The sequence below is a fragment of the Neisseria flavescens genome, from assembly GCF_005221285.1.
GTDB lineage: Bacteria > Pseudomonadota > Gammaproteobacteria > Burkholderiales > Neisseriaceae > Neisseria > Neisseria flavescens.
Genome location: NZ_CP039886.1, coordinates 140,482 through 167,177 on the forward strand (window position 1 = coordinate 140,482; position 26,696 = coordinate 167,177).

A 26,696-nucleotide genomic window follows, 5' to 3' on the forward strand; every position below is an offset into this window, starting at 1 on the left:
AGCATGGCCGCTTATGCAGAATATTTGGATTTTGATACCGAAGAAGACAAATTGAAACAGCAGCAGCTCTATCAGGAAACCGAGCTGTCGGTGCAAACGGTAGCGGCGGTTAAAAAGATCAGCCGTCCGCAAAACTGGCTGCTTGCCGCTGCGCCATATTGCCCAGATTGCCGCGTGTTTGTGCCATTTATTCAAAAAATGGCGGAGTTGAATCCCAATATCCGCATCAACTATATTGCCCGAAACGATTTTGACGATAGCAGCCGTTTTGAGAATCCGCGCCAACAGAAAATCGTCCGCGCCAATCAAAAAATCCCTGCGCTGTTTTTGATGGGTCATGAAGAAGCCGGGCCTGTATTTAACGAGTTTCCGCAAGTGGTGTTGAACCAAATTGCGGCAGATGAAACCCGTCGCACAGAATTGCGCGATGCGTACCGTGTCGGCGAGTTTAATGCCGATATTGAGGCTCAGATTGTAGCGGCGTTGGCATGGGCAGAGCAGCGGTGTTGAGCAGATATTGCTGGTGTGTGCGCCTATGTTTTGAGCTATTTTGATATTTTGCTTTGTAATAAAAAGGCCGTCTGAAAAGATTTCAGACGGCCTTTTTTGATACTTAACGCTTTATCAAATCTCGATTTTATTCGGCGTAAAGGTTTGCCATTTATTGCAGGCCGGGCAGTGCCAGAAGAAGACTTGGGATTTGAAGTGGCAGTTGCGGCAGCGGTACATGACGCTTTTTTGCAGCTGGCGGCCGATAATGGAACGAATCATATCGGTATCGGCTTTCCACTCCGGATTCATATTGCTGAGTTTCAAACCAAGCAGGCGGTACACGCCGTTGAGGTCGGGTTTTTGGCGGACGAGTTCGACAGCGATTTGCGCCGCTTCGGTTTCGCCTTTGAGCAACAGGGCCTTTTCGTAGATGACGTTGATCAGGTCAAGATCGGGGAAGGTCTGCATATAGCCGATGAGGCGGTTGAGGCCTTCTTCCTGCTTGCCTTGCGCGGCATAGGCCTCATAGAGCTTCTCGCCGACCATGCTTAAATAGGCGTGGTTTTGCTGCTCGATGGCGGAATACGCTTCCACTGCGGCAGGGAAGTTGCCCTGACGGTATTCGATGTCGCCGAGAATGATGTTGGCGCGCGTACATTTTTTGTTGGCTTCGAGTGCTTTGCCGATGTTGTAGCGTGCGGTGTCGAAGTTGGATTTGAACAGCGCGGCTTGGGCGATTTCGCAATAGAACTGGGCGATTTCAAACTGGTAGGTCTGTTCGTCATGGCTCAAGAGCTGTGCCATTTCGATGGCTTTTTCCCAGTCGCGGTCTTGTTGGTAGATGCTCAAAAGGTGTTGGCGGGCTTCGCGTGCCATATCGCCTTCCTGCAAGCCGAGGAAGATTTGTTCGGCACGGTCCACCAAGCCTGCGCTTTGGTAGTTTTGTGCCAATTCAAAAAGCACGCGCGCGCGTTTTTCGTTGACTGTGTCGGGCGAATCGAGCAGGGCGCGGTGCATATTGATGGCTTTGTCGTTTTCGCCGCGCTGACGGTAGAGCTTGCCCAAAGTCAGATTTAAGTCGTATGACTGTGGCTGTTGGTCAATCACTTCCGCCAATTCGCGCGCGGCACGGCCGCTGTTGCGGTCAACGAGGGCGTCAAGGCTTTTGTAAAACCCTGCCGGTATGCTTTTTGCCTGCTTCAACACGGTCTTCATATCCACGCGGGCGGCAAACCAGCCCATAGCGAAGAAAACGGGCAAAAGGATAATCGGCAGCAGGATAATCCATAATTCGTTGTCCATATCGGCTTTCTTAAGGCTGTTTGGCAGATTCGGCAGCATTTTGTGCCGGCGGTGCAGTCAATTCCTGTCCGCTCAAGCGCGCACTTTTCTTCACTTCGGCACGCAGGCGGCTGTTTTCGCCGCGCAAGGACAGCAGCCGCCCGAACAGGGCAAACATTCCGCACACGATGCCGACGACAAACGCGCCGAACAAGACGACAATCAGCGGCAAATCGACACTCTGCCCCGGCAGGTAGGAAAAGGTAACGGCATCCGTATTAATGACGGCAAGCAGCAGGAAGAACAGCAGGATGATGATTTTGACGACGGTATAAATAAGTTTCATATGCGTTCCGCAGGTAAGACAGACGGGCGGCGCGCCCAAACGGTGCGGCAGCCGGATTGTGCAAGTTTAAACGATTTGGACGTTTCCGGATAGGGAAGCCGCTGACACGGGCAGTCCGCAATGCTAAAATATGCAAAGACAAACTCCTCGCGCCGATACCAAAATGCCAAGCAACCAATCAATCAATCAATCGACAAAATTGTAGGCTTTGCCCGAACCTGCCGCAAGCCTGGCGAAGTATTTGATTTTCTCACGCGCCACGCCGTCCCCTTCTCACCCATCGGGGGGATGACCAACCAAAATATCCTGCTGGATCTGCCCGGCGGGAAATTCGTCCTGCGCCTGCCTCATTCTGCCCGCGCCGCCTTAATCGACCGGGGGCACGAGGCGTTCAACAATGATGTGGCGTACCGCGCCGGTTTGAATGTGGAAACGCCCGTTTTGGATGTACGAAGCGGCGTAAAGCTGACGCGTTATCTGGAAAATGCCGCGCCCTTAAATCAAACGCAACTGCAAGACGGACGCTGCCTGCGCCTGATTGCGGGCAACCTGCGCCGGCTGCACGGCGGAAACTTCGCCTTCCGCAACACATTCAATGCCTTTGACGCATTCCGCCGGTATTTTTCCTTATTGCAGGACAAGGATTTGTTCCTGAAGGCGGACGCGCGTATGGACAGGCTCGCGGATGCTTTTTGGCGGCTGGAAGGCGTATGCCGGAAACTGCCCCTGCGCCCGTGCCACAATGATTTGGTACCGGAAAATATGCTGTTGCAGGGGGAGGGGCTGTTTTTTATCGATTGGGAGTATTCGGGTATGAACGACCCCTTGTTCGACCTTGCCGCCGTTATCGAGGAGGGGCGGATGCCGTCTGAAGCGGCAGACTGCCTGCTGGAAGCCTATTTTGCCGGTGGGGCTTCAGACGGCATTTCGGCGCGGGACGCGGCGGCGCGCCTGACCATCCACCGTTTTTGCCAAAACGTGCTGTGGTTTTTGTGGACGAAGGTTAAAGAGGAACAGGGCGAAGATTTCGGCGGTTATGCGGCACGGCGGCTGGCGGCGGCGTTTGAACTGTCGGCGGTGCTGCCGTGATGCGCGGCTATCTGTTCGGAGCGGTCTCGGCGGTATTTTGGGCAGCTTCCGGCCTGTTGTTCGACCGTTTGCCGTTTGCGCGCGGCGCGGCATTCGGACAGATGGTTTTTTTGCTGTTTTTGATTGATTTGTGTTCTTTGTCGGCAGTGTGGGCGGGCTTGGGGAGCGGCGGGCGACCGGGGTTTCGCGGCGTTTTTTGGCGGCCCGTGTTGTCGGGGCTGCTTGGCGGGCCGGTCGGTATGTCGGCATACCTTTTGGGCATCCATTACCTGACGGTATATTACGCCGCGCCTTTATCGTCCCTGTTCCCCGTATTGGCGGCGGCTTTGTCGGCTTGGTTTTTAAAGGAACGCACGGGGACGGCGGCGCGTGCCGGTTTCGCGCTGGCGGTACTCTCTTCGGCGGGCTTGGCTGCGGATGCAGGCGGACGGGGCGGACTGAACGCTTTGGGCTTGGTTTGTATCGCAGTGTGCGTTTCGGGCTGGTCGCTCGAGGTTGTTTTGTCTGCCCGGACGATGCGTACGCTCTCCGGCCTTCAGGTTTATTGTTTGCGCCTGTGCGGATCGGTATGCGGCTACCTGCTGATCCTTGTCTGCCTGTCTGCCCGGGGGTTTTCTTTAAACCCCTCCGATTTTTACGACGCGCGCATCATCGGCATCATTGCCTTCGGCGCGTTGTCTTATGCCTGTTATTATCAGGCGATTTATCTGTTGAAACCCCTCAAGGCGATGGCTTTGAACATCACCTACCCTATTTGGGCGATGGTTTTGGGGTTCTTCGTTTACCGCCACCCGGTTCCGCCGTCCGCCATAATATGGGCGGTTTTGTTGGGAACCGGCGCGGCATTGAGCCTGTATGGGCGGGAAGGTGAAATATGAATGCCATTATTTTGGCGGCGGGGCTGGGCAGCCGCTTTAAAGAAATGACGCAAACCGTCCACAAAGCCCTTTTGGACATCTGCGGCACACCCAACCTCGAAAGGACGCTGTCCTTCCTGCGCGAAGCCGGCATAAACAATATCGCCGTCGTGACCGGCCATTTGCACCGGCAATTCGATTATCTTCAAGAAAAATACGGCTGTATTTTGATTCACAACGAAAAATATCGGGAATACAACAGCATCTATTCCTTTTCGCTGGCGCGTGATTTTTTCAACGGCTGCTACGTCATCGATGCCGACGTGGTGCTCGGGCGCAATATTTTTTTAAACCGCCCGCGGCACAGCACCTATTTTACCGTCGTCCGCGCCCGCACGCACAACGAATGGCTGCCCGTTTCAGACGGCACCGGACGGGTCGTCCGCATCGACATCGGATCCCAACCCCGCCCCAGCCTGTCGGGCGTGTCTTATTGGACGGCGGAGGACTGCCGCACCGTCTTAAACCTGCTCGGTGCATACGCCGGCGCGGAACGCTTGGAAAACCCCAAACTCTATTGGGACAACATCCCGATGGAACACCTTGGCAAACTGGACATCCGCACCGAGCTGCTCGGCAGCGGCGACATATTTGAAATGGACGACCAAGAAGACTACCGCGCCATCTTACGGCAACTCTCCCCCTTTAAAGAACGGCAATGCCCCGACACGCAAGGCGGTGCATAAAACGCGCCCCTGCTGTATTGCCCGATGGGTTTGCCGCTGCGGATGACGGCGTTTCAACCGGAAAGGAATTTAGATGAAAAAACTGACACTCAGAGAACAACAGCTTGTCTGCCTCGACATTCTGGACGATTTCCACGCCCTGTGCGAACGGCACGGCATCCGCTATTCGCTCGGCGGCGGCACACTGATCGGCGCGATACGCCACCAAGGCTTCATCCCTTGGGACGACGACATCGACGTTTATATGCACTTCGACGAATACCAAAAATTTGTCGGTGTCTGGCAGAAAACCGCGCACCCGCACTATTTTTTGGAAACCATCGAAGACATACGCGCCCGGCACAGCGGAGAAATAGCAAAAATCTTTGATCCCCGTGCGGAACTCATCGACGCATACGGCAAAAAAAGCCCTTTATTTATCGACATTTTCATTTATGACGGCGTACCTGACGAACCAAAAACCATTTTCCGTATGATGAAAAGACACCGCCGCATCAAGCTGCGTTTTTCTTCCTGCAAAAAAAGGTGGCTGAGGGCAAAAGAAGGCAGCCTGAAACACAAAATTTTTGCCGTTTTAAGTCGTTTTCTGTTTGACAAAATGACAAAAAACCTTCAGCAATTTCGAGCCGCCTATCCCATTCGGGAATGCGGTTTTATCGGCTTGGTTTTATCTGATTACGGCGGCTGGCAGAAATCCTATATGCCCAAAAAATATTTCGACAGCGTCGTCTATAAAACATTCGAGGGCAGGCAGTTTCAAGTGATGAACGGCTACCACGAACACCTGACGCAATATTACGGCGACTATATGCGGCTGCCGCCCGAAGAAGAACGGAAACCGCACCATACGTCCGAAGCATACCTGTTGTCCGAATGAGCGCGGCCGGGCAGATTGCCATCCGTCCCCGATACGGATTAAAATGTCCGAGTGCATATCCGAACAAGAAAGGCTTTACATTATGAGCAGACCCGTACCCGCCGTATTCGGCAGCGTTTTTCACAGTCAAATGCCCGTCCTCGCCTACCGCGAAGGCAAATGGCAGCCGACCGAATGGCAATCCTCGCAAGACCTCTCCCTCGCACCAGGCGCGCACGCCCTGCACTACGGCAGCGAATGCTTTGAAGGCTTGAAAGCCTTCCGTCAGGCAGACGGTAAAATCGTACTGTTCCGTCCGACCGCCAACATCGCGCGTATGCGGCAAAGTGCGGACATCCTGCACCTGCCGCGCCCCGAAACCCAAGCTTATCTCGATGCGCTGGTTGAATTGGTCAAACGCGCCGCCGATGAAATTCCCGATGCGCCTGCCGCGCTGTATCTGCGCCCGACTTTAATCGGTACCGACCCCGTTATCGGAAAGGCCGGTTCTCCTTCCGAAACCGCCCTGCTGTATATTTTGGCTTCCCCTGTCGGCGACTATTTCAAAGTCGGTTCACCCGTGAAAATTCTGGTTGAAACCGAACACATCCGCTGCGCCCCGCATATGGGCCGCGTCAAATGCGGCGGCAACTACGCTTCCGCCATGCACTGGGTGCTGAAGGCAAAAGCAGAATACGGCGCAAACCAAGTGCTGTTCTGCCCCAACGGCGACGTGCAGGAAACCGGCGCATCTAACTTTATCTTGATTAACGGCGATGAAATCATTACCAAACCGCTGACCGACGAGTTTTTGCACGGCGTTACCCGCGATTCCGTACTGACGGTTGCCAAAGATTTGGGCTATACCGTCAGCGAACGCAATTTCACGGTTGACGAACTGAAAGCTGCGGTGGAAAACGGTGCGGAGGCGATTCTGACCGGTACGGCGGCCGTCATCTCGCCCGTTACTTCCTTCGTCATCGGCGGCAAAGAAATCGAAGTGAAAAGCCAAGAACGCGGCTATGCCATCCGTAAGGCGATTACCGACATCCAGTATGGTTTGGCGGAAGACAAATACGGCTGGCTGGTCGAAGTTTGTTAAATAGAACGCATGTAATAAAAAAGGCCATCTGAAATATTTTTTCAGACGGCCTTTTTTTATTGGTTTTTAGATGGAGAAAGCAATAATAAAATACTAAATTTTTCAAATAAACGGTAGTATTTTAGGATAATCGGTATATAATGCGCAATTATGTTGTAAAAATACATATTGAAAATATCGAATTTTATTGATTTTTCGATGAAGTTAAAAACATTTATAGATATTTATTTTGTAAATTTAGTTAAATGGGGAATGCTAAAAGCATATTGTGTTAGAATTTCCCTCCTTTTGGCTTCGCGGGGGTTAACTCTGTCACGCCAAAAAGGAAAACAATACAAGATAAAACCATTTTTATTTTGCTATAAAAATCAAAAATAACTTAACTTTGGATGAACTAATCAATTAAAAAGGGACTCTGATACATTTCCGTCAAAAATAACCGGATACATGGTACGCGGACAGATTGCCTATAAAAGTCATCCAAGGGTTCTGTCTAAACACCATTACCGTTTCCAATCAGAAAACCGGCAGAAGGGGAAACGCTGCCGAGTTTCTCAAAGTGGCCAGCTTCAGTTTGGCCTTTATACAGGCAATTGCTGTTACGACAGAATCCGTCTTACCTCTTTATTCAATCGAACTTTTTTGTTGCACGCTTGTGCGGTGGGAAAGGACGATATTCAATACAAGGAAATACGCTGATTATGTCACATAAACTTGCTCCTCTTGGCCGTACCCATATTCGTCAAGGCTCCTCAACTCCTGAAACCACTTCCGAATCATCTTCTCCTCTAAAAGAATGGATATACACCCAAAATTTTGGGGGAAGTCCGTCTGTTTCTCCCGAACTCAAGCAATTAAGCGGTAAAAATACTGTAACGAGAGAGGTGGTTCATGTGGCTGAGGCAGCAAGATTAAACAGTACCTCATCATCTTCAGACGGCCTTGTGACAAAAATGCATATCGCACGGGCCAGCGTTGCTTCTGTAAGCAGCGTTTCCAGTAAAAACACCATTGCGCCTAAAGTAACAAATAAATCTGCCGCTACCGATAAAGCAACGGTAGCCAAACCAGTCAATAAATCGATGGAAAAAGTCCTAGCTGAAAGGCAAAAAATTTACGAAGAGGCTAAAGCAAAAAAAATAGCCGAAGCCGCAGCAGCCAAAGCGCAGGCGGTTGAGCGCGCAAAAGAAGCGCATAAAGCGGCAGTCGAAAAAGCAGCTGCAGAGCGTAAAGCCAAACAAGAAGCCGCCCGCAAAGAGAAAGAGGCGGAAGACAGAATTGCCGAAGGAAAAGAAACAGTCGAAATTGCGCATAAAAAGAATTTGAAAGATTCAGACGGCCATTACAAAGTTGAGAGCGTTTCTTCCGGCAAAAAAACAGCCATGAGTTACGATAGCCACCTTAGTTCAGGCAAAGAAAACAAAATTGACGATCATGCCGAAGGCAGAGCTGTTGTATCTGGAAAATACCGCGTATATCAATCTAAAGAGTACGGCAATTATGTTCGTGTGAATGATGCTTTGGTAGACGTACACAGTACCAACCCTAAGGGCAAAGCGTCTTTAACGGTGGTGAATCTGCTGTTGTTTTGCTGTCCTTGCCCCAGTGTTTCGCCGCTGAGGGCAACGCCGGCGTCGAAGCCGATGCTGCTGCCGTCGTATTTACTGATGTTGTGCAGGTCGGTTTGGCTGATGCTGCCGCTTTGGAAGCGGTTTTTGCCTTGTGCTTCTGCGCTTTGGGCGGAGGTGATGATGCCGCCTGTTAGCCGGGTGTGCCCGCCTGCTTGCACATCAAAGCCGTCCCCGCCTGCAAACAGCCCGCTTTGTTCGCTGACGCTGCGGTGTTCGGCGTTGATTTTGCTTTGGCTGTAATCGCCTGAGGCGGATGCGCCATAGCCTACGGTTACTTGGGCTCTGATGTTTTGTTGGCGGCTGCGGTAGTCGGCGGTGTCTTGCAGGCTTTCTATGTTGAGGTTGGCGGCGCGTACGGTGATGCCTTTGCCTGTTACTTGTGCGCCTTTGATGTTGGTGTCGCCACCGCTCACAATAACGGTGGGACTGCCTGCGCTGCCGACATGGCTGTGGCGGTAGGTGGTTTGTTCGGCACAGGTTAAACCCATATCAACGGATTATTTCAGGCTGCGTAAACCGCTGGATAGACGCATTTATGAACTATGTGCCAAACATTGCGGGAAGCAAAATAAATGGCAATATTTCTCTGGAAATATTGCGTAGGAAATCAGGCAGTATGGCTACGCTACGAGAGTTTCGCCGTGCCGTTCGCTCATTGGTAGCCAGCAATGATTTGCCCGATTACCGACTGACTTATGATGATAAGAAAGATGTGTTAAGGGTGCGCAATCGGGATTGGTCTAAATTTCTCCGTTAACCACAAAGGCAGCCTGAAAAAAGTTCTATTTTCAGGTCGCTTGAACAGTATCCGATATAATCACATCAGCGATTTCATTTTGTAATTACTCCCCAAAACATGCGGAAAAAAACAAAATTTATTTTCTTCGTTCAGCATATCTATCCTAAATACGCCATCACTTCATTGAGTTTTTAATTTGTATTTCGCTCTTGTTAAATGTTTTTCTGTTTACCGATTTCTTTTGCTAATGTAAAAAATACTCTACCACTCTCATTGGTTAAAGTTTTCAAGTATTCATCAACATCAGTAACATTAATAACAACTGTTTCATTTGTATGTTTATTAAATTCTAAATCAATAATAATATTCCCATTAACCAATATTTCATATATATCTTCTTCTTCAGGCAGCATAGACAAACAATAAGCACTTGAAGCTGAAAACTCTTTTTTCAGATACTGAAGAAGAAAAGTATTTTTAATTAAAACATCATTAAATTCATCTAATGATTGCTTGACTTCTTTCGTTGTCCAATTTTTAACATTATTCTTCATTGTATTCTACCTGGGGTCGTAGTTATTAAATTACCATACTTAATATTGAGTTTTTAATTTGCCTTTCTAATCTTTTTGCTGTTTTTAAAAGATTTTCTGTCTTTTGGATATGGTTTGACGGATGTTTAACTCCCGCTTCCTTATCAGTTCTTGCATATTCCTAAAGTGCACCTTTTAAGCCTCCTCGACTTTCAGCCTCTCTGCCTGTGTAATTTGCAATTCCTTCAATATCAGAAATTTCATTTTCGTACCGCTTTTTGATTTCATTAAGATCGCGTTTAGGTTTTTCAGGTTTATCCGCGTTATTAGATACTTTATCTGTATCATCAGGCGTTTTATTAAAATTAGATTTCCTATCATTATCAACCACTTTATTATTATTATCAGCATTTTTGCTTACATCAGACTTACGAGGTGCAGGCAATACCCTTTGCTCAGTTACCCCTGCATAACTAACATTTTTACCATTGGGCAAAGTTGCTTCCACTCTCTTGCCTGTTAGCCGTGCAATTGTCCCTGCCGGCAGGGTTGTTCCATTGGACAGATTCTGTGCCTGTGTGAGCTTAACGGTTTGATTAGGTATCAATGCCCCGCTGGTAAAATCAAATGCTTTTCCATTTGGAACAATTGGTGCTTGTTTTTTTATTTCTGCTGCCAGTTGTGTAGCAGATAACTTACCTGCGCGGTACAGTTTATATTTGTTAGCCAATTTACTAGGGATACGTCCTGCTAGCTCCATTACTGGCAATTGATACCACATTAACCGTTGTTGGGTTGCATGGTTGTATTCATATATTCTACCTGCTTCAAAATCTCTCCCTTGTAAACGTAGCAGGGCTATAATGTAGCCAATAATAAAATTATGACGGACATTAAAGGCGAACTGTATGATTCATGGTTACGCTTTGAAAACGACATCAAAATGTATTCTGAAGGCAATAGCCATAATGGAGCAGCACTGAAAAAGGTAAATACGACCGGCAGTAAAGTTGCATTGAGCGATATTTTGTCAGAAGCCAACCATATTGTCGAAACGACTAAAGAGACTATGTATCACCATACTAAGAACGTGTATACATCAGGAGTGGAAGAACATCATACAACGACAGGGATTTTGTAAGCTGTTGAAGCCGTAATCTTTATGGTCTAAATATCGATAAATAAAAAAAGGCCGTCTGAAAATTTTCAGACGGCCTTTTCATCTAACTCACATTATTTAGCCAGTTCGGCACGCAGTTTGTGGGTTACGTTCATCATCACTTGGAGTTGTTCCAAAGTTTCTTTCCAGCCGCGTGTTTTCAGGCCGCAGTCCGGGTTCACCCACAGACGTTCGACCGGTACAACCTCGATGGCTTTGCGCAACAGGTGTTCCACTTCGGCTTCAGTCGGTACGCGCGGGCTGTGGATGTCGTAAACACCCGGACCGATGTCGTTCGGATATTTGAACTCGCCGAACGCAGTCAAGAGCTCCATATCGGAACGTGAAGTCTCGATGGTAATCACGTCGGCATCCATAGCGGCGATGGCAGGCAGGATGTCGTTGAACTCGGAGTAGCACATATGGGTGTGGATTTGGGTGCTGTCTTCGCAACCTGCAGAGGAGAGGCGGAAAGATTCGCCCGCCCAGTTCAGGTAGGCATCCCAATCGGCACGTTTCAAAGGCAGACCTTCGCGGATGGCAGGTTCGTCGATTTGGATGACTTTGATGCTGGCTTTTTCCAAATCCAATACTTCGTCGTTCAGAGCCAGTGCGATTTGTTTGCACACGGTAGAACGCGGAATATCGTTGCGGACGAAAGACCATTGCAGAATGGTTACAGGGCCGGTCAACATACCTTTCATCGGGCGTTTGGTCAGGCTCTGAGCGTAAGTAGACCAAGCGACAGTCATGGCTTCAGGACGGCTTACGTCGCCGAAGATGATAGGTGGTTTCACGCAGCGTGAGCCGTAGCTTTGTACCCAACCGTATTGGGTGAATGCAAAACCGCTCAACAGTTCGCCGAAGTATTCGACCATGTCGTTACGCTCGGCTTCGCCGTGTACCAGTACGTCCAAGTCCAGTTTTTCTTGCTCTTCAACCACCAAGGCGATTTCTTTTTTCATCGCGGCTTCGTAATCGGCGGCAGACAGTTCGCCTTTTTTGAAGGCTGCGCGTGCTTGGCGGATTTCGGTAGTTTGCGGGAAAGAACCGATGTTGGTTGTCGGCAGCAGGGGCAGGTTCAGCCACGCTTGTTGCGCTTTGATTCGGTCGGCAAACGGTGATTTGCGTTGGTCTGCGTTGGCAGGCAAATCGGCCAGGCGTTTGGCAACGTCTGCACGGTGGATTTCGCTGCTGTTGGCACGGGAGTCGGCGGCAGCTTGGCTGGCGGCAAGTTCTTCGGCAACAGAATCGCGACCTTCGTTCAATGCGGCTTTCAGAACGCGCAATTCTTGGGTTTTTTGCAGGGTGAATGCCAACCAAGAGTACAAATCGGGTTTGTTGGCTTTCAGTTTTTCTTCAACTGACAAGTCAAATGGAGTGTGCAGCAGAGAGCAAGAGCTGGAAATCCACAAACGCTCGCCCAATTTGGCTTGCAGAGGCTCGACAGTTTCCAAAACTTTGTTCAGGTTGGCGCGCCAAATGTTGCGGCCGTCGATGACGCCGGCAGACAGGACTTTGTCGTAGTCGGCGAACGCGTCCAGTTGCTCGGGAGCGCGTACCAAGTCGATGTGCAGACCGTCAACAGGCAGGGATTTCAGCAATGCGGCGTGTTCGGCAACAGAACCGAAGTAAGTGCCCAACAGGATTTTGGCGTTTACTTTGCTCAAAGTGGCGTAAACGTCTTTGTAGGCTTCTACCCATTCTTTAGGCAGATCGACAGCCAAAGCAGGCTCGTCGATTTGAATCCACTCGGCACCGGCTTCAACCAAAGCAGTCAGGATTTCAACGTAAACAGGCAGCAGTTTAGGCAACAGGCTCAGGCGGTCGAATTCAACCGCGCCTTTTTCCTTACCCACCCAAAGGAAGGTCAACGGACCAACGATGGTCGGTTTGGCTTTCAAGCCCAAAGCTTGGGCTTCTTTCAGTTGTTGGACGTAGTGTTTGGCGTTCGCTTTGAATTCGGTATCGGCGTGGAATTCAGGCACCAAGTAGTGGTAGTTGGTGTCGAACCATTTGGTCATTTCGATAGCGAATTGGTCTTTGTTACCACGGGCCAGTTGGAAGAATTGTTCCAAAGACAGGTTTTGGCTGTCGAAGCCGAAACGGGCAGGGATGGCACCGGTGGCAACTTGTAGGTCGAGGATGTGGTCGTAGAAAGTGAAATCGCCTGCAGCAACGAAATCGGCGTTGGCAGCAGCTTGGTGTTTCCAGTTTTTCTCGCGCAAGTCTTTAGCAACAGCCAGCAATTCTTGCTCGCTGATTTCTTTGCGCCAGTATTTTTCTTGGGCGAATTTCAATTCACGGAAGGCGCCGACACGCGGGAAGCCTGAGAAATGCAATGTTGTCATGTTAACTCTCCTAGTTGGAATTTTTAATCAGGCCGATATGGCCTGAATGTTCGATATTGTAAATCAGAATGGGGAGGCCGTCTGCTTTATTAACGGGGGCGTACACCCAAAATATGGCAGATGGCGTAAGTCAGTTCGCTGCGGTTGAGGGTGTAGAAGTGGAAGTCTTTGACACCTTCGCGAGAGAGGACTTTGACCATGTCGATGGCGATGCTGGCGGCAACAAGGTTGCGCGTGCCTTGGTCGTCATCCAAACCTTCGTACATTTTAGACAGCCAGCTTGGGATTTTGACGTTGGTCACTTGTGCCATTTTGGCCAATTGTTTGAAATTGGTTACAGGCAGGATGCCGGGAACGATTTCAACGTCGATGCCCATCATCACGCAACGGTCGCGGAAGCGCAGATAGCTTTCCACGTCGAAGAAGAATTGGGTGATAACGTGGTTTGCACCCGCATCGATTTTGCGTTTCAGATTGATCAAGTCGGCTTGAGCGGATTTGGCTTCCGGGTGTACCTCAGGATAGGCCGCTACGGAAATGTCGAAGTCGGCAACGGAGCGCAACAGTTTGACCAAATCTTCGGCATAGAAAGGTTTTTTCTCGTAGCCGGGCGGCTCGTCGCCACGCAGGGCAACAATACGGCGGATACCGCTGTCCCAATAGTCTTTGGCAATTTGACGCAACTCGTCAGGGCTGGCATCGATACCAGTCAAGTGAGGGGCGGCTTCCAAACCGGTTTCTTGTTTGATGCGTTTGACGATGCTATGCGTACGGTCGCGCTCGCCTGAGTTTGCACCGTAAGTTACGGAAACAAATTTCGGGTGCAAGGTTTGCAGGCGATGGATGGAATCCCACAGCATGGTTTCCATTTGTTCGTTTTTTGGCGGGAAAAATTCGAATGAAACGTTGATGTCACCTTTCAAATCGGAAAGGCTGTGATTTAATGCGTTAATTTCTCTAGCGTGATTCATGCTTATGCACCTTCTGCATATCTTTTATTTGTTGTCAGACTGCATAATAAATTTGAGGTCAGTATGAGTCAATTTCGAAATTTTCCGAAATTGTATGAATAGATTTAATAAAGACCTCAGGCCGTCTGAAAAATAGCCTGAGGTTTTGTTTGATAAAAAAGGGAAGAAAGCTTATTCTGCTTCGTCTATCCATGCTTGTTGCACGGCTTCGAGAATACGCTCGCCGCAACGCGCCGGGTCATCGTCAAATTCAGGCAAAGCCATAATCAGATCACGCAGTTGGGTAAAGCGTACGGTTTTCGGGTCGATGCTGTCGCCGTGTAAGTCGTAGAGTTCTTCGGCGATGCGTTGGGTATCTGTCCATTTCATGATGTGCTCCTTTATTTGGTTTAAGGCAGTTGGTGAACATTTTAATCAAGAAGTAGGCGGACTGCCAGAATGTTTTACTGCCGATGCGGATATAAATAATGCGGGTATTTTTTAACAAAATAGCATATTTGCGTTAAAATACGGCACGACACTTAAAAAAACACGGCACATTCGCTTTGAATTTGCCGTTTTATATATTTTATTCTGTTTTGAATGATGGTTTGCGCATGAATAATTTACATTATCCCAATGCAACCAAATCATCTGGAACGGCTCTTAATAAGAAATCCATCACGTAAAAATAAAAGGAAAAATGATGAATAACGCACTTAACGCCAAGCTGTCCAAACTGATTTATACGCTTGCTTCCGATGATCCGGAGTATCTGTCTAAAGCAGGCGCATTCGACCGTTTGCTGTTGTTGGTTCGCGAACTTTATCGGATGCTGGACGAAACAGAAGGTTTGAAGCAGCTGGTGTTCCGTCTGTATTACGGCAAGCACTATGGCTTAATTAAACTGGATGCCGCTTCACCCAATGACGATGCAGGCGCATTGAGGTTGAAACGTTGGATGGTTTATTCGCGTATTGCAGAGCGTATCGAAAATTGTGGCAAACATTTGTCGGTCGTGCTTGAAGATGCGGTGTTGGTAAATGGCGCGGACAAATCTCATTATATAGATGAAGCCAATGCCCTTATCGAGCGTTTCGGTTTGGTAAGGGATGAGGCTACACTTCTGGCCATCGAGGCGGAGGAAGCGTTGAAAACAGAACAAGAGTTGCAGGCGACAAGCGAGCCTCAAAAATCTGCTCCTAAGTATAACGGCAATCTGTATCAAATCAGAATTCAAGAAAAAATCGAAAATTATTCTGCTACTCAAAAAGTGGCTGCCATGCAGATTTCGCGTATGCGTTTTATTCTCCCTCATATCGAATAGTTTGGGATGTACCAAAAAGGCCGTCTGAAACCATAACGCACATGGTTTCAGACGGCCTTTTTCATTAAATCTCGTTTTAATGGTCTTCGCGAGCGTGGTTAATCGTATATTTAGGAATTTCTACGACCAAATCTTCATCGGCAACAACTGCCTGACAGCTCAAACGTGAATCAGCTTCCAAGCCCCATGCTTGGTCGAGCAGGTCTTCTTCCAATTCGGTCGGCTCTTCCAAACTGTCGAAACCTTTGCGGATGATGACGTGGCAGGTGGTGCAGGCGCAGGACTTCTCGCAGGCGTGATCGACTTCGATATCGTGGTCGAGCAGCACGTCGAGGACGGTTTTGCCTTCCGGCGCGTCTTCGATAACCGCGCCTTCGGGGCATAATGTTGCGTGTGGGAGTACGGTGATTTTGGGCATTTTTATTGTCTCTTGTAATGAGTGGGTAGGGTTTGTGGGTAATTTTCAGACGACCTATTGCTTAGTGGCGTGGTTCGAGTATCTCGATGACGTTTTGCCAGTCCATAAGGCGGTCAAAGTCTAGGGCGGTCAGTCCTTCTTGCGTGGTAGCGGCGGGGTTTGCGCCCAAGTCGAGCATGGCTTTGGCCATGAGCGCATTCCCTGCGATGGCTTCGTGATGCAGCGGTGTGTAGCCGTCTTCGTCTTGTTCGCGCAGATAATCCGGGTTTTGTGCCAACTGTTGGCGGAAGTCGTCGAGGCAGTTTCGAGCCATCGGATGTTCGTCCAGATTTTCGGGGTGTTCTTTTTCTTCGTAAACCAGCAAGACTTCTTCGGGGGCGCCAAAGTCGATTCCCCATGCGGCATCGTGTTCTGCCCGCTCTTGCGGCGTCATTTGGATGCGGACTGCCTGTACGGTGAAGCCGCCGTAGGGAATGCCGTTACACAGGAACATCCAATCGCTGATTTCGTCAACCGGAACGCAAACGCTCTCGCCTTGTTCTACATTGGTCAGGTCGTTGGGTTCGTTGACCAGCGTACCGTAAATGTGCAGACCGTCGAAGTAGATGTCGTTTATCCACATGTGTTCGCAAATTTCGCCGTCTTCGCTGTCTTGGAAAAAAGGTACTTTGACCATGGCAAAATCCAAGGCGGGGATGATGCGGCGGTTTTCCCAATAAAGCTCGCGCCAGAAATATTTGAAGGTGGAACGTGCCTGCTCGAAGGCGTGGTTCATGAGTTCATTTTCCTGATCGACACCGTAAACAATGGATTCGCTCATTGGATTCTCCTAAGGTTAAAGTGGATGTGGGTCATCTGAACGTGGCTACTGGTGTGTTTTCAGACGACCTGATGCTTTATTGGACTAATATGCTGCCCCAGCCGTCGTAGTCGCCGTTGTTTTCGCGGGCGATATCGATTAACTCCCATGTGTCGTTGTCAATGTCGGTCAGCGGGGCGTTTTTGGAAAGTTGCAGGCGGTAGCTCGGGTGGTCTTCTTCCTGCTCGATACGGCCGCTGTCGCTGACGGTATAGCCCAATACAGCAACTTTGGCAGCTGCGGCGTTCAGGTCTGTTTCAGTGTGGAAAAACAGCCAGTGGTCGATGGGACGGGGCTGTTCGAGGCGGTCGCCGTCTTGTCGGAAACAGCGTAAAACCTGCTTATTGCGGATGGCTTGCAGCTCGTAGCGGTCGGGATACAGGAATTCCTGATAAAACGACCATTCGGCATCTTCGCTGATTTTGATGTCGCAAACGCGGTCGTTTTGTGTCAGCAGGGTACGGCAGGCTTGGGCGAAAGCTTCGGCATCGCGGCTGTAAAAATGCCAATTTGCCACGCCGTTTGTGGTGACTATGCCTGCGTGGATGTTGTCGTTGCCCGCCAGTCGGTCGATTTGGTCTTCGATGTCGTAAACCGCTTCGCTTTCTTCGGGCGTCGGGAAACCGTGTTCGTTGGTTTGTTCCAATTTCATGCTGACGCGCACATGTTGCGGATACTCTGCCAGCGGCGCGACTTCGATTAAGGCAAGGTTGATGCGTAAGGCGGCGGACGCATCGCCAATGCGGCTGAAATAGACGTTCCAGTCTTGGGGGATGGAGAGGTTTTGCATAGGATGGAACCCTCTAAAAATAGTGTTTGAATTTTTTCAGACGACCTCTGATGCTTTTTAGAGGTCGTCTGAAACCGGTTAACCATCAAATATTATCAACACTCTGCCCTGTCAGCGCGCGTTGGATGTTGCGGTTCATACGTTTGGCGGCGAAATTGTCGGTGCTGTGGCTGAGTTTTGCAACGGCGGCGCGGATGTCTTCGGCTTTTCCGTCTTTCAGACTGCCTTGCAAAGCGGCGATGCCTTGCCGAATCTGTTGCAATTCTTCGGCTTCCAGCAAATCGCTGTCCAACTCGAGAGCGGCGTTGACGGCATCGGTCAGGCTTTCGGCTTCGACTACGGCTTCGGCGCGGGCGCGGACCGCCATATCTTCGGCGGCGTTGTCCATACTGTCTTTAAGCATTCGGGTAATCGCGCCGTCGTCCAAGCCGTAGGAAGGTTTGACTTCGATTTGCGCGTGTACGCCGGTGCTTTGTTCTTGGGCGGAAACGGACAGCAGCCCGTCCGCATCGATTTGGAAGGTTACGCGGATACGCGCCGCACCCGCCGCCATAGGCGGAATGCCGCGCAAGGTAAATTTGGCAAGGCTGCGGCAGTCGGCAACCAGTTCGCGCTCGCCTTGTACGACGTGTATCGTCATCGCGGTCTGACCGTCTTTGAACGTGGTAAAGTCCTGCGCGCGCGCGGTAGGGATGGTGGAATTGCGCGGGATGATTTTTTCGGCAAGCCCGCCGTAGGTTTCCAAACCGAGCGACAAGGGAGTAACGTCCAGCAGCAGCCATTCGCCGTCGGCCTTGTTGCCTGCGAGGACGTTCGCCTGTATGGCTGCGCCGAGCGCGACCACTTCGTCGGGGTTAAGGTTATTCAGCGGGGTTTGTCCGAAGAATGTGGCAACCGCTTGTTGGACGTGCAACATACGGGTCGAACCGCCGACCATAATCACGCCTTTGACATCCGCCTTGCTCACGCCCGCATCTTTCAAAGCCTGTTTGACGGGTTCGATGGTTTTTTGCACCAAATTTTGGGTCAGGTTGTGAAACTCTTGGCGGGTAATGACGGTATGAACTTTATGGCCGTCTGAAAGCGTGGCTTCGATGACGGCTTCGGTTTGTGTAGTCAGTTTCTCTTTGGCACTACGGACAAGGGAAAGCAGCAGCCGGCTGTCTTGTTCGTTGAGTTTGGAAAGGTCGTTTTGTTCGAGCAGGTGGCAGAACAAACGATGGTCGAAATCGTCGCCGCCCAACGCGCTGTTGCCGCCGGTGGCTTTGACTTCAAACAAACCTTTGGTCAGTTGCAATACGGATACGTCGAATGTGCCGCCGCCCAAGTCGTACACGACAAACGTGCCTTCCGAGGCGTTGTCCAGCCCGTAGGCGATGGCGGCGGCGGTCGGCTCGTTGAGCAGGCGCAATACGTTCAAACCCGCCAGACGCGCGGCATCTTTGGTGGCTTGGCGTTGCGCCTCGTCGAAATAGGCGGGAACGGTAATCACCGCGCCGACCAAATCTCCGCCCAAGGTTTCTTCGGCACGCGCTTTGAGGGTTTTGAGGATTTCAGACGACACTTCGACAGGCGTTTTCACCCCCTGCCGCGTATGCAGTTCGATAACGCGTTGATTGTCGCCGAAACGGTAAGGCAGGTAATGCGTATTTTGATGCAGATCGGCAAGCGTCCGCCCGATAAGGCGTTTGGCGGAGCTGACGGTGTTCAAAGGGTCGGACTTTTGCGCGGCAAACGCGGCGTATCCGATTTCCGTCTTGCCGTTTTCCAAATAACGGACAACCGAAGGCAGGGTGGCGCGGCCGTCTGAATCGGGCAGGCAGACTGCGCTGCCGCTGCGGACGGTGGCAACCAAGCTGTTGGTTGTGCCTAAATCAATGCCTACGGCGAGGCGGTGTTGATGGGGGGTGGCGGACATGCCGGGTTCTGAAATCTGCAAAAGAGCCATGATTGTGTGCCTTCTGATGCTGTATTTATTAGGATGGGGCAGATTTTAGCAGATTTTTGGCAGATAGTTGAGTGGTTTGCTAGGAAATAACCATAAGGCCTAATGTTGTTTTTTAATTGAAAAGAAAGTGGATTTTGAATCCGGACTTGTATTTTTTAAGAAATGCGGATAGAATTCAGCCTCTTTGCCTTGCCTTTTACTTCGCATGGTGAAAGGCTGTTTTTAATCATCCATAAGGAGATAACATGCGTCATTACGAGATCGTGTTTATCGTTCATCCTGATCAAAGCGAGCAAGTGCCTGCTATGGTTGAGCGTTACAAAACCATGATTGCTGAAGCCAGCGGTAAAATCCACCGTTTGGAAGACTGGGGCCGTCGTCAATTGGCTTACCCAATCAACAAAATCCACAAAGCACACTATGTTTTGATGAATATCGAAACTACTCCTGAAGTGGTTGAAGAGCTGGAAACTGCTTTCCGCTTCAATGATGCCGTACTGCGTCACCTGACCATCAAAACAAAACACGCTGTAACTGAAGCTTCCCCAATGCTGGGCGGCGAAAAAGCAAAAAACTTGCTGAACGGTGCAGCTGAAGAAGTTGCAGCAGCCGAATAAGATTGAACAATCTGATTAAGCTTACCGCCCGTATCTTGCAGGTTCAGCCTTTGAGATATACGCCGGCAGGAATTCCTGTTTTAGATGTTGTGTTACAACATGAATCTTGGCAGGAAGAAAACGGACAGAAATGTCTGGTCAAATTTGAAATTCCTGCGCGGATTTTAGGTAAGCAGGCTGAGGAATGGCAGTATCGGCAAGATGCCGTCATCGAGTCGGAAGGTTTTTTGGCGCAACGCAGCCAATGCTTTCCCAAGCCGGTACTACGCATACAGAACATTAAAGAATATAAAGGTTAAACGACAATGGCTCGTCAATCATTCAAACGTAGAAAATTCTGCCGCTTTACGGCTGAAAAAATCCAAGAAGTTGATTACAAACAAGTTGATTTGTTGAAAGACTTCATCTCTGAAAACGGCAAAATCATCCCTGCCCGCATTACTGGTACTAAAGCACACTACCAACGTCAGTTGGCTACTGCTGTGAAACGTGCCCGTTTCCTGGCTCTGTTGCCTTACACCGATCAACACAAATAATTTTGGAGTTTAAATCATGCAAATTATTCTGTTAGAAAAAATCGGCGGTCTGGGTAACTTGGGTGACATCGTAACCGTTAAAAACGGTTATGCACGCAACTTCCTGATCCCTGCCGGTAAAGCAAAACGTGCAACCGAAGCCAACATGAAAGAATTCGAAGCACGCCGCGCCGAATTGGAAGCCAAGCAAGCTGAAATCTTGGCTGATGCTAAAGCACGTCAAGAAAAACTGGAAGGCCAAACCATTACTGTTGCTCAAAAAGCCGGTGTTGATGGTCGTCTGTTCGGTTCTGTTACCAATGCCGACATCGCTGAAGCGATTGTTGCTGCCGGTATCCAAGCTGCTAAAGCAAACGTACGTCTGCCTAACGGCCCATTGAAAGCTGTTGGCGAATACGAAGTTGAAGTGGCTCTGCACACTGACGCTGTTGCTAAAATTACCGTTGCTGTTGTTGCAGCCGCTGAGTAATTGATTCATTCAAGGCCGTCTGAAAATCAAGGGTTTCCTTGGATTTCAGACGGCCTTGTCTATGTGCTTGAGCCGAAGCAAATCAGTGTCGAGTTGTCTATATTTTTGGCTGGTTAAAAAGTAGGGCGGTTGGCATAGAGAGATAATGTGTTGGATGAATATTCTTTCGTATTCGGATTTATCATAGTATTTAATAAAGAGATTATTTATGAATAAAATCAAAATCTTTGGGATGGGTCTGGCTGCTTTGGCTCTGGCTTCATGTAGTACCCCGCAAAAGCCTGCTGTTGATACGGCAAAACCGGTTGAGCCTGTTTCCTCTGTAAAACGCCCTGTATTTGATGCTGCGGCTGAATCTGTTGCCAGCAGTGGTTTTAATGAGAACGTCAATGTTCAGCAGTTTATCCAATATGAAGTGAAAAACCGCCGTTCCAGTGCGGAAGAGTTGCGTAATTTCTTTAATGGCGTGGTGTATAAAGGCAATATCATTACCATTATGTACCGTCCAAGCACTTCGCGTCCTTGGTATGAATTCCGCACCGGTAACTCTGGTGCAGCCAAATTTAACGACGGCAGACAATTCTATGCGGCAAACCGTGCCGTAATTGATGATGTGGCACGCAAATACGGCGTACCTGCCGAATTGATTGTGGCGATTCTCGGGATTGAAACCAATTACGGCAAAAATACGGGCAGCTTCCGCGTTGCCGATGCCTTGAGTACATTGGCCTTTGATTATCCGCGCCGTGCCGAGTTCTTCCAAAATGAATTGAGCGAACTTTTGCAGATGGCAAAAGAAGAAAAAGAAAATATCTTTGACTTCAAAGGCAGCTATGCCGGTGCAATGGGTATGCCGCAATTTATGCCTTCAAGCTACCGTAAATGGGCGGTAGACTATGATAGTGATGGTCATCGCGATATTTGGAATAATGTCGGCGATGTGGCGGCTTCTGTCGCCAATTATATGAAACAGCATGGCTGGCAGACCGGCGGCAAGATGGTTGTGCCGGTAAGTCTGACGATTACTCCGTACTTGCAGGCGATTATTGATGAGAAAACTGCTTTGACGCGTACTGTCGCAGATTTCAAAGCTTTGGGTGTGGTGCCTCAAGCTGCTGTTGCGGATAATGAAAAGGCTGTATTGTATGCTTTGGAAACCAGCCCGGGCGTATTTGAATACTATTTGGGCCTGAATAACTTCTACACAGTATGGCAATACAACCACAGCCGCATGTATGTAACAGCGGTACGCGATATTGCGAATGCAATCAATAACAATGGCCTGTAAGCCATAAGAAAACCACCCTTCGGGGTGGTTTTTAAGTATTTGGGGCTTTTACAGAATATTTTAAGCCGTCAGTCTGATTTTCATGGCGTAACGTTTTTTGCTGTGTCCTGAAACAAATTGTCCACCTCTTGCAGGAGATAAAAATGCATTGCCTTCTGCGGTTGGTTCTGCACAAGTATATTGGCCGTTTCGATCGCTCCAGAGGGCATATACAGGCAGATTGTGGGTGCGGATATCCAGTTTCAAGCCGTCAAATGCAACGTGTGCGTCCTGCTCGGAGGAAACAAATTCGGTATGGGAGATATAGTCGGCATCGTATGGCGCGCCGTTGAAATCAAATTGTGTGCCGGCGGCGGTAAAGTAGGGGTGGAACCCCGGGGAAGTGCGGATGGGCGATTCGCCGTAATTGCAGACGGTCAGGATGGCGATGGCTTCATTTTCGTTAGGCAAGCTGTAATCAAGCAACCATTCGACGTGTTCATAGCCTTTTTCTGTGCTGATTAATTTCAAGCCGATATCCGATTCATTTTGATGGCGGATTTCCCAGTCTGAAGTTCTGCCGAAACCATGTTGGGCCAGATGATTTTTGCTGTCCGGCCCGAATTGGGGTAAGCAGACGTGCATGCCGCCGCGTAATTTTGTGTCATTGGCGACTTGAACGCTGGTTTTCGGAAATAAGACTTCCCGTCCTTTTAGAATCAGGGAGTCAATATATCCGCCCATTGTGTTGACTTGCATAGTGGCTGATTGGTTGCGTAGTATGATTTCAGGCATAATGATTTTAGCTTTAACTTGGTTATCATTTGTGTAGTATTCTAACATTGCAATGACATGCTGTCGCTGTAGGCTTGATAGAAAATCCTTAATAAAAATCAAAAAAATGCTAGAATATATGCCATTTTCTGAGGCCGTCTGAAGAGCGGATAATTCTTTTCAGACGGCCTTCCGATTTATTTCCCGTAGAGAAACAACATGGCTTATCAAGTTCTTGCACGAAAATGGCGCCCGAAAACCTTTGCCGATTTGGTCGGTCAGGAACACGTCGTCAAAGCCCTGCGCAACGCGCTGGACGAAGGTCGTCTGCACCATGCCTATCTGCTGACAGGAACGCGCGGTGTGGGCAAGACCACGATTGCCAGGATTTTGGCCAAGAGCTTGAACTGCGAAAATGCCGTGCATGGCGAGCCATGCGGTCAGTGTGAAAGCTGTACGCAAATCGACAGCGGCCGTTATGTGGATTTATTGGAAATCGACGCGGCATCGAATACCGGTATCGACAATATCCGCGAAGTGTTGGAAAACGCCCAATACGCGCCGACTGCAGGTAAATACAAAGTCTATATCATCGACGAAGTGCATATGCTTTCCAAAAGCGCGTTCAATGCCATGCTGAAGACTTTGGAAGAGCCGCCTGAGCACGTTAAATTCATTTTGGCGACCACCGATCCGCACAAAGTCCCCATTACTGTATTGAGCCGTTGTTTGCAGTTTGTTTTGCGCAACATGACAACCCAACAGGTTGCCGAGCATTTGGCACATGTCTTGGATCGTGAAAACGTTCCTTATCAGCCGCAGGCTTTGCAGCTTTTAGGACGTGCCGCCGCCGGCTCGATGCGCGATGCGTTGAGCCTTTTGGATCAGGCGATTGCCATGGGTTCGGGTAAAGTTGCCGAACAAGATGTCCGCCAGATGATCGGAGCAGTTGATAAACAATACTTGTTTGAATTGCTTGAAGGAATCATCAATCAAAACGGTGAGGCCTTGCTGGAAAAAGCTCAGGAAATGTCCGCCAGAGCGATTGGTTTTGACAGCGCATTGGCAGAATTGGCCATGCTGTTGCAGCGTTTGGCTTTGATTCAAACCATTCCTTCCGCCTTGGCAAATGACGACCCTGAGCGTGAAACTTTGTTGCGATTAAGTCAGGCTTTAAGTGGCGAGCAGATTCAGCTTTATTATCAATGTGCTATTCACGGTAAACAGGATTTGCCGCTGGCTCCGGACGAGTATGCCGGTTTTGTCATGACGCTTTTGCGCATGCTTGCATTTGCGCCATTGGCCGCTTCGGGTTGCGATACGCAAAGTCAGATTGAACACACGGATTTGCATTCCGATCATCAGAAAGCTGAGGCCGAAAAAAAGCCTTTTCAGCTGCCGAAATCTGAGCCGATAGCAGCACCGGCGGTTGAGAAAGAGGCTGTTCCGAGCAAACAGGATGCCGTTGAAAGGCCGTCTGAAGAAACTATTCAGTCTGCTCAACAACAGGCGGATGTACCGCCTTGGGAGGAAATGCCGAGCCAAGTATCGGCTGAGCCGCCTCAAACTCAAGCGGCGCAGATACAAGAAGCAGTGGAGCCATTGCCTGTTGCAAAAGTTCAGACGGCCTTTGAGCCGGAAGAATATCCGCACATGGATGAGGAAATTCCGCCTCCGTTTTTTGATGAAGCATATACATATGAAGATTCACACCATACTGATGTGATGGAAGTACCGCAGCCGGTTGCGTCTGCTGAGCCTGAAGAAGAGGAGGGAGATGAAGAAGAGCTTCAGTTCGCTCCTTTGCCTGAGTTTAAAACTGAGAATTGGCACAGCATTATCGAACGCTTTGCCCGTAAATTAGGCGCGGCGCAGATGTTGGCGAAAAATGCGGCATGGACGAGTTATGATGCGGAAGCAGGTTTAATCATGCTGTCGTTGACGGATGAGGCCAAAGCGACTGCCAATAAAGAGCGCTTGGATAAAATCTGCCAGACGTTGAGCGAGGCCTACCATCTTGGCAATTTAAGGCTGCAAACCGAGCCTTGGCAGGATGATAAAGGCTGGGAAACGCCGGTTATGCGCCGCAAACGTATTCAAGAAGAAGGGCGGCAGCAGGCGCAAGATTTGCTGGAAGCGGATACAACGGCGCAGAAAATCTTGCAAGCCTTTGAAGCACAATGGCTGCCGGATTCTTTAGAGCTGGCAGGACATTCTTAAAATACTGATATACAAGGCCGTCTGAAAGGCAATAGTGTTTTCAGACGGCATGAGTGAAACCCATTTATTCAAACCCATAGGAGTAAAACATGTTCGGAAAAGCCGGATTAGGCGGCCTGATGAAACAGGCTCAACAAATGCAGGAAAACATGAAAAAGGCACAAGCCAAGCTGGCTGAAACTGAAGTTGAAGGCGAAGCAGGCAATGGTTTGGTGAAAGTTGTGATGACGTGTTCGCACGTTGTCCGCAAACTTGAAATCAGCCCTGATTTGATTCAAGAGGCCGCTGATGACAAAGAAATGTTGGAAGATTTGGTATTGGCCGCCATCAATGCCGCTTCTGAAAAAGCCGAAGAAACGACCAATAAAACCATGGGTGCATTTACCCAAGGTCTGCCTGCCGGTATGGGCGACTTCTTCCGTTGATTTAAAAACAAATAAAAGGCCGTCTGAAGCCAGATTTGGGTTTCAGACGGCCTTTTTTCTTATGAGAATTCAGAGCTTTCTTTGGGAAAGAACAATCGTTCCTTATTCTTATTGATGTAAAAAAGCCTGAACAGAAGTTCAGGCTTTTTAAATTTGGCTCCCCGACCTGGGCTCGAACCAGGGACCTGCGGATTAACAGTCCGTCGCTCTACCGACTGAGCTATCGGGGAATGGGGCGTATTATAATGGCTGGAAAAAATGTGTCAATCAATATTTTTAAGAAAATGGTACAAAATATTTCAAATATTTGAATGTTAAAAATATTTTGTAATCAAGTTTCACATGCTTCCCAGCCGTTTCAGACGGCCTTTAGTATTTGGCGTTAACCAATTTGCCGTTTTGGAACACTTGCTGCTGCATTACCGTACCGTTGTAAGCGTAAGTGGTCAGCGAGCCGTTGCTTGGCGTGGCACGGAACTGCATCAGTTGGTTGCGGCTGAGGACGTAGGGGTCTGTGCGTTTTTGGCTGTTGTCGCTGTAAAAGTCTTGGACGACATATTCGTTGTTGCGTTTGCTGATCAGTTGGCGATGGAAGCCGCCTTTGACTGCGCTGTTGCTGGGTGTGCCGTGTGCATCAAAGTAGGTCACGATTTGTTCTTCTGAGATACGGATGCCGTCTGAATCCGTGCCTTTGGTGGTTTTGGTTTTATCCAAGCCGACAGGGATGTTGATGGACGTACCCAAGCCGACATGGCGGCCGATGCTGGTGCCGACACCTAAACCGACGGAAACACCGGGCGTGCCGACTGTACATGCGCTGAGTGAAGCGGCCAAAAGTGCAGGTAAGAGAACTTTTTTCATAATGTATATCCTTGTAATAAGAAATGTTTGTAATGTGGGAAGTATAGTATTTT

General features: G+C 49.3%; 32 protein-coding genes and 1 tRNA gene. 17 read left to right on the forward strand and 16 right to left on the reverse strand.

What is annotated here, in order from left to right; genetic code table 11:
• The first annotated feature begins 3 nt into the window (after positions 1-3).
• Entirely contained in the window at positions 4-510 is a 507-nt protein-coding gene (locus tag FAH67_RS00760) for a thioredoxin family protein (protein ID WP_003682068.1), read from the forward strand.
• A gap of 114 nt (positions 511-624) precedes the next feature.
• Here the strand turns inward: FAH67_RS00760 and lapB are convergent, their stop codons facing one another.
• Both lapB and FAH67_RS00770 read right to left on the reverse strand, forming a co-directional pair.
• On the reverse strand, positions 625-1,794 hold the full coding sequence (lapB, locus tag FAH67_RS00765) for a lipopolysaccharide assembly protein LapB (protein ID WP_039864322.1): 1,170 nt from the start codon (positions 1,792-1,794) through the stop codon (positions 625-627).
• A gap of 10 nt (positions 1,795-1,804) precedes the next feature.
• Complete coding sequence (locus FAH67_RS00770; protein ID WP_003682072.1) at positions 1,805-2,119, reverse strand: LapA family protein; 315 nt, start codon at positions 2,117-2,119, stop codon at positions 1,805-1,807.
• 120 nt (positions 2,120-2,239) lie between these two features.
• Here FAH67_RS00770 and FAH67_RS00780 point away from each other — a divergent pair, with 120 nt between their 5' ends.
• From FAH67_RS00780 to ilvE, 5 genes are all read left to right on the forward strand, one after another.
• The gene (locus FAH67_RS00780; RefSeq protein WP_172459139.1) at positions 2,240-3,208 is read left to right on the forward strand and encodes a choline/ethanolamine kinase family protein; all 969 of its coding nucleotides are present in this window, start codon (positions 2,240-2,242) and stop codon (positions 3,206-3,208) included.
• Positions 3,208-4,086: a DMT family transporter gene (locus FAH67_RS00785; protein WP_003682075.1), complete on the forward strand. Its 879-nt coding sequence runs from the start codon at positions 3,208-3,210 to the stop codon at positions 4,084-4,086. Before FAH67_RS00780 ends, FAH67_RS00785 begins: the two co-directional genes overlap by 1 nt.
• Complete coding sequence (locus tag FAH67_RS00790; protein WP_003682077.1) at positions 4,083-4,811, forward strand: NTP transferase domain-containing protein; 729 nt, start codon at positions 4,083-4,085, stop codon at positions 4,809-4,811. The genes FAH67_RS00785 and FAH67_RS00790 overlap by 4 nt, the downstream gene beginning before the upstream one ends.
• Before the next feature lie 73 nt (positions 4,812-4,884).
• On the forward strand, positions 4,885-5,688 hold the full coding sequence (locus tag FAH67_RS00795) for a LicD family protein (RefSeq protein WP_003682079.1): 804 nt from the start codon (positions 4,885-4,887) through the stop codon (positions 5,686-5,688).
• Positions 5,689-5,770: 82 nt separating this feature from the next.
• The gene (gene ilvE, locus FAH67_RS00800; protein ID WP_002224877.1) at positions 5,771-6,769 is read left to right on the forward strand and encodes a branched-chain-amino-acid transaminase; all 999 of its coding nucleotides are present in this window, start codon (positions 5,771-5,773) and stop codon (positions 6,767-6,769) included.
• Between the two features lie 889 nt (positions 6,770-7,658).
• Here ilvE and FAH67_RS11450 read toward each other — a convergent pair.
• Positions 7,659-7,835 (reverse strand): hypothetical protein, encoded by a 177-nt coding sequence (locus FAH67_RS11450; RefSeq protein WP_157749801.1) that lies wholly within the window; start codon positions 7,833-7,835, stop codon positions 7,659-7,661.
• Positions 7,836-8,267: 432 nt separating this feature from the next.
• Positions 8,268-8,888 carry a hemagglutinin repeat-containing protein gene (locus tag FAH67_RS00810; RefSeq protein WP_003682083.1) on the reverse strand — a complete coding sequence of 207 codons (621 nt, stop codon included), beginning with the start codon at positions 8,886-8,888 and terminating at the stop codon, positions 8,268-8,270.
• Here FAH67_RS00810 and FAH67_RS12365 point away from each other — a divergent pair.
• Positions 8,860-9,003, forward strand: coding sequence for a replication initiator protein A (locus FAH67_RS12365; protein WP_198400932.1), 144 nt, complete (start codon positions 8,860-8,862; stop codon positions 9,001-9,003). The genes FAH67_RS00810 and FAH67_RS12365 overlap by 29 nt on opposite strands.
• 13 nt (positions 9,004-9,016) lie before the next feature.
• A complete protein-coding gene (locus FAH67_RS12225) occupies positions 9,017-9,157 on the forward strand; it encodes a replication initiator protein A (protein WP_256593451.1) in 141 nt (46 codons plus the stop codon).
• A 194-nt stretch (positions 9,158-9,351) separates the two neighbouring features.
• Here FAH67_RS12225 and FAH67_RS00820 read toward each other — a convergent pair whose 3' ends face one another.
• Positions 9,352-9,693 (reverse strand): hypothetical protein, encoded by a 342-nt coding sequence (locus FAH67_RS00820; RefSeq protein WP_003682087.1) that lies wholly within the window; start codon positions 9,691-9,693, stop codon positions 9,352-9,354.
• Positions 9,694-9,853: 160 nt separating this feature from the next.
• Positions 9,854-10,453, reverse strand: coding sequence for a hypothetical protein (locus tag FAH67_RS00825; protein ID WP_003682089.1), 600 nt, complete (start codon positions 10,451-10,453; stop codon positions 9,854-9,856).
• 102 nt (positions 10,454-10,555) lie between these two features.
• Here FAH67_RS00825 and FAH67_RS00830 point away from each other — a divergent pair, with 102 nt between their 5' ends.
• Positions 10,556-10,813 carry a hypothetical protein gene (locus FAH67_RS00830; protein WP_003682091.1) on the forward strand — a complete coding sequence of 86 codons (258 nt, stop codon included), beginning with the start codon at positions 10,556-10,558 and terminating at the stop codon, positions 10,811-10,813.
• Between the two features lie 92 nt (positions 10,814-10,905).
• On the opposite strand, the gene metE is transcribed toward FAH67_RS00830, so the two are convergent.
• From metE to iscX, 3 genes are all read right to left on the reverse strand, one after another.
• Positions 10,906-13,182: a 5-methyltetrahydropteroyltriglutamate--homocysteine S-methyltransferase gene (metE, locus tag FAH67_RS00835; protein ID WP_003682093.1), complete on the reverse strand. Its 2,277-nt coding sequence runs from the start codon at positions 13,180-13,182 to the stop codon at positions 10,906-10,908.
• An 89-nt stretch (positions 13,183-13,271) separates the two neighbouring features.
• The gene (gene metF / locus FAH67_RS00840) at positions 13,272-14,153 is read right to left on the reverse strand and encodes a methylenetetrahydrofolate reductase (protein WP_003682095.1); all 882 of its coding nucleotides are present in this window, start codon (positions 14,151-14,153) and stop codon (positions 13,272-13,274) included.
• 171 nt (positions 14,154-14,324) lie between these two features.
• Positions 14,325-14,522 carry a Fe-S cluster assembly protein IscX gene (iscX, locus tag FAH67_RS00845; protein ID WP_003682097.1) on the reverse strand — a complete coding sequence of 66 codons (198 nt, stop codon included), beginning with the start codon at positions 14,520-14,522 and terminating at the stop codon, positions 14,325-14,327.
• A gap of 316 nt (positions 14,523-14,838) precedes the next feature.
• Here iscX and FAH67_RS00850 point away from each other — a divergent pair, with 316 nt between their 5' ends.
• Positions 14,839-15,459: a hypothetical protein gene (locus tag FAH67_RS00850; protein ID WP_039864320.1), complete on the forward strand. Its 621-nt coding sequence runs from the start codon at positions 14,839-14,841 to the stop codon at positions 15,457-15,459.
• A gap of 76 nt (positions 15,460-15,535) precedes the next feature.
• Here FAH67_RS00850 and fdx read toward each other — a convergent pair whose 3' ends face one another.
• The 4 genes from fdx to hscA all read right to left on the reverse strand — a co-directional run bounded on the left by fdx (position 15,536) and on the right by hscA (position 19,474).
• Positions 15,536-15,877, reverse strand: coding sequence for an ISC system 2Fe-2S type ferredoxin (gene fdx, locus FAH67_RS00855; protein ID WP_003678874.1), 342 nt, complete (start codon positions 15,875-15,877; stop codon positions 15,536-15,538).
• 61 nt (positions 15,878-15,938) lie between these two features.
• The gene (locus tag FAH67_RS00860; protein ID WP_003678872.1) at positions 15,939-16,697 is read right to left on the reverse strand and encodes a DUF2314 domain-containing protein; all 759 of its coding nucleotides are present in this window, start codon (positions 16,695-16,697) and stop codon (positions 15,939-15,941) included.
• A 76-nt stretch (positions 16,698-16,773) separates the two neighbouring features.
• Positions 16,774-17,526 (reverse strand): DUF695 domain-containing protein, encoded by a 753-nt coding sequence (locus tag FAH67_RS00865; RefSeq protein ID WP_003678870.1) that lies wholly within the window; start codon positions 17,524-17,526, stop codon positions 16,774-16,776.
• Positions 17,527-17,611: 85 nt separating this feature from the next.
• Positions 17,612-19,474, reverse strand: coding sequence for a Fe-S protein assembly chaperone HscA (gene hscA / locus FAH67_RS00870; protein ID WP_112890840.1), 1,863 nt, complete (start codon positions 19,472-19,474; stop codon positions 17,612-17,614).
• 245 nt (positions 19,475-19,719) lie between these two features.
• Between hscA and rpsF the strand changes: the two genes are divergently transcribed.
• The 5 genes from rpsF to mltB all read left to right on the forward strand — a co-directional run bounded on the left by rpsF (position 19,720) and on the right by mltB (position 22,384).
• Positions 19,720-20,091: a 30S ribosomal protein S6 gene (rpsF, locus tag FAH67_RS00875; protein WP_003678865.1), complete on the forward strand. Its 372-nt coding sequence runs from the start codon at positions 19,720-19,722 to the stop codon at positions 20,089-20,091.
• Complete coding sequence (gene priB, locus FAH67_RS00880; RefSeq protein WP_172459153.1) at positions 20,088-20,390, forward strand: primosomal replication protein N; 303 nt, start codon at positions 20,088-20,090, stop codon at positions 20,388-20,390. The genes rpsF and priB overlap by 4 nt, the downstream gene beginning before the upstream one ends.
• Positions 20,391-20,396: 6 nt before the next feature.
• Positions 20,397-20,627, forward strand: a complete 231-nt coding sequence (gene rpsR / locus FAH67_RS00885) for a 30S ribosomal protein S18 (RefSeq protein ID WP_003678863.1) — start codon at positions 20,397-20,399, stop codon at positions 20,625-20,627.
• A gap of 16 nt (positions 20,628-20,643) precedes the next feature.
• Entirely contained in the window at positions 20,644-21,096 is a 453-nt protein-coding gene (gene rplI, locus FAH67_RS00890) for a 50S ribosomal protein L9 (RefSeq protein WP_003678862.1), read from the forward strand.
• A 208-nt stretch (positions 21,097-21,304) separates the two neighbouring features.
• Positions 21,305-22,384 carry a lytic murein transglycosylase B gene (gene mltB / locus FAH67_RS00895; protein ID WP_003678860.1) on the forward strand — a complete coding sequence of 360 codons (1,080 nt, stop codon included), beginning with the start codon at positions 21,305-21,307 and terminating at the stop codon, positions 22,382-22,384.
• 60 nt (positions 22,385-22,444) lie between these two features.
• Here mltB and FAH67_RS00900 read toward each other — a convergent pair whose 3' ends face one another.
• Positions 22,445-23,158 (reverse strand): aldose epimerase family protein, encoded by a 714-nt coding sequence (locus tag FAH67_RS00900; protein ID WP_039863478.1) that lies wholly within the window; start codon positions 23,156-23,158, stop codon positions 22,445-22,447.
• 198 nt (positions 23,159-23,356) lie between these two features.
• On the opposite strand from FAH67_RS00900, the gene dnaX reads away from it, so the two are divergent.
• Positions 23,357-25,357, forward strand: a complete 2,001-nt coding sequence (dnaX, locus tag FAH67_RS00905; protein WP_003678856.1) for a DNA polymerase III subunit gamma/tau — start codon at positions 23,357-23,359, stop codon at positions 25,355-25,357.
• Between the two features lie 89 nt (positions 25,358-25,446).
• Entirely contained in the window at positions 25,447-25,782 is a 336-nt protein-coding gene (locus FAH67_RS00910) for a YbaB/EbfC family nucleoid-associated protein (protein WP_003678854.1), read from the forward strand.
• A 154-nt stretch (positions 25,783-25,936) separates the two neighbouring features.
• Here the strand turns inward: FAH67_RS00910 and FAH67_RS00915 are convergent.
• Together FAH67_RS00915 and FAH67_RS00920 are read right to left on the reverse strand one after the other, a co-directional pair.
• Positions 25,937-26,012 (reverse strand) — tRNA-Asn (locus tag FAH67_RS00915).
• Positions 26,013-26,151: 139 nt separating this feature from the next.
• Complete coding sequence (locus FAH67_RS00920) at positions 26,152-26,643, reverse strand: hypothetical protein (protein WP_003678851.1); 492 nt, start codon at positions 26,641-26,643, stop codon at positions 26,152-26,154.
• Between the last annotated feature and the right edge of the window lie 53 nt (positions 26,644-26,696).

Bases quoted from the DNA above. Each gene is read 5' to 3' on its own strand.
- FAH67_RS00760 (WP_003682068.1), top strand. From the start codon at position 4: ATGGCCGCTTATGCAGAATATTTGGATTTTGATACCGAAGAAGACAAA.
- lapB (WP_039864322.1), bottom strand. From the start codon at position 1,794: ATGGACAACGAATTATGGATTATCCTGCTGCCGATTATCCTTTTGCCC.
- FAH67_RS00770 (WP_003682072.1), bottom strand. From the start codon at position 2,119: ATGAAACTTATTTATACCGTCGTCAAAATCATCATCCTGCTGTTCTTC.
- FAH67_RS00780 (WP_172459139.1), top strand. From the start codon at position 2,240: ATGCTAAAATATGCAAAGACAAACTCCTCGCGCCGATACCAAAATGCC.
- FAH67_RS00785 (WP_003682075.1), top strand. From the start codon at position 3,208: ATGCGCGGCTATCTGTTCGGAGCGGTCTCGGCGGTATTTTGGGCAGCT.
- FAH67_RS00790 (WP_003682077.1), top strand. From the start codon at position 4,083: ATGAATGCCATTATTTTGGCGGCGGGGCTGGGCAGCCGCTTTAAAGAA.
- FAH67_RS00795 (WP_003682079.1), top strand. From the start codon at position 4,885: ATGAAAAAACTGACACTCAGAGAACAACAGCTTGTCTGCCTCGACATT.
- ilvE (WP_002224877.1), top strand. From the start codon at position 5,771: ATGAGCAGACCCGTACCCGCCGTATTCGGCAGCGTTTTTCACAGTCAA.
- FAH67_RS00810 (WP_003682083.1), bottom strand. From the start codon at position 8,888: ATGGGTTTAACCTGTGCCGAACAAACCACCTACCGCCACAGCCATGTC.
- FAH67_RS12225 (WP_256593451.1), top strand. From the start codon at position 9,017: ATGGCTACGCTACGAGAGTTTCGCCGTGCCGTTCGCTCATTGGTAGCC.
- FAH67_RS00820 (WP_003682087.1), bottom strand. From the start codon at position 9,693: ATGAAGAATAATGTTAAAAATTGGACAACGAAAGAAGTCAAGCAATCA.
- FAH67_RS00825 (WP_003682089.1), bottom strand. From the start codon at position 10,453: ATGTGGTATCAATTGCCAGTAATGGAGCTAGCAGGACGTATCCCTAGT.
- FAH67_RS00830 (WP_003682091.1), top strand. From the start codon at position 10,556: ATGACGGACATTAAAGGCGAACTGTATGATTCATGGTTACGCTTTGAA.
- metE (WP_003682093.1), bottom strand. From the start codon at position 13,182: ATGACAACATTGCATTTCTCAGGCTTCCCGCGTGTCGGCGCCTTCCGT.
- metF (WP_003682095.1), bottom strand. From the start codon at position 14,153: ATGAATCACGCTAGAGAAATTAACGCATTAAATCACAGCCTTTCCGAT.
- iscX (WP_003682097.1), bottom strand. From the start codon at position 14,522: ATGAAATGGACAGATACCCAACGCATCGCCGAAGAACTCTACGACTTA.
- FAH67_RS00850 (WP_039864320.1), top strand. From the start codon at position 14,839: ATGAATAACGCACTTAACGCCAAGCTGTCCAAACTGATTTATACGCTT.
- fdx (WP_003678874.1), bottom strand. From the start codon at position 15,877: ATGCCCAAAATCACCGTACTCCCACACGCAACATTATGCCCCGAAGGC.
- FAH67_RS00860 (WP_003678872.1), bottom strand. From the start codon at position 16,697: ATGAGCGAATCCATTGTTTACGGTGTCGATCAGGAAAATGAACTCATG.
- FAH67_RS00865 (WP_003678870.1), bottom strand. From the start codon at position 17,526: ATGCAAAACCTCTCCATCCCCCAAGACTGGAACGTCTATTTCAGCCGC.
- hscA (WP_112890840.1), bottom strand. From the start codon at position 19,474: ATGGCTCTTTTGCAGATTTCAGAACCCGGCATGTCCGCCACCCCCCAT.
- rpsF (WP_003678865.1), top strand. From the start codon at position 19,720: ATGCGTCATTACGAGATCGTGTTTATCGTTCATCCTGATCAAAGCGAG.
- rpsR (WP_003678863.1), top strand. From the start codon at position 20,397: ATGGCTCGTCAATCATTCAAACGTAGAAAATTCTGCCGCTTTACGGCT.
- rplI (WP_003678862.1), top strand. From the start codon at position 20,644: ATGCAAATTATTCTGTTAGAAAAAATCGGCGGTCTGGGTAACTTGGGT.
- mltB (WP_003678860.1), top strand. From the start codon at position 21,305: ATGAATAAAATCAAAATCTTTGGGATGGGTCTGGCTGCTTTGGCTCTG.
- FAH67_RS00900 (WP_039863478.1), bottom strand. From the start codon at position 23,158: ATGCCTGAAATCATACTACGCAACCAATCAGCCACTATGCAAGTCAAC.
- dnaX (WP_003678856.1), top strand. From the start codon at position 23,357: ATGGCTTATCAAGTTCTTGCACGAAAATGGCGCCCGAAAACCTTTGCC.
- FAH67_RS00910 (WP_003678854.1), top strand. From the start codon at position 25,447: ATGTTCGGAAAAGCCGGATTAGGCGGCCTGATGAAACAGGCTCAACAA.
- FAH67_RS00920 (WP_003678851.1), bottom strand. From the start codon at position 26,643: ATGAAAAAAGTTCTCTTACCTGCACTTTTGGCCGCTTCACTCAGCGCA.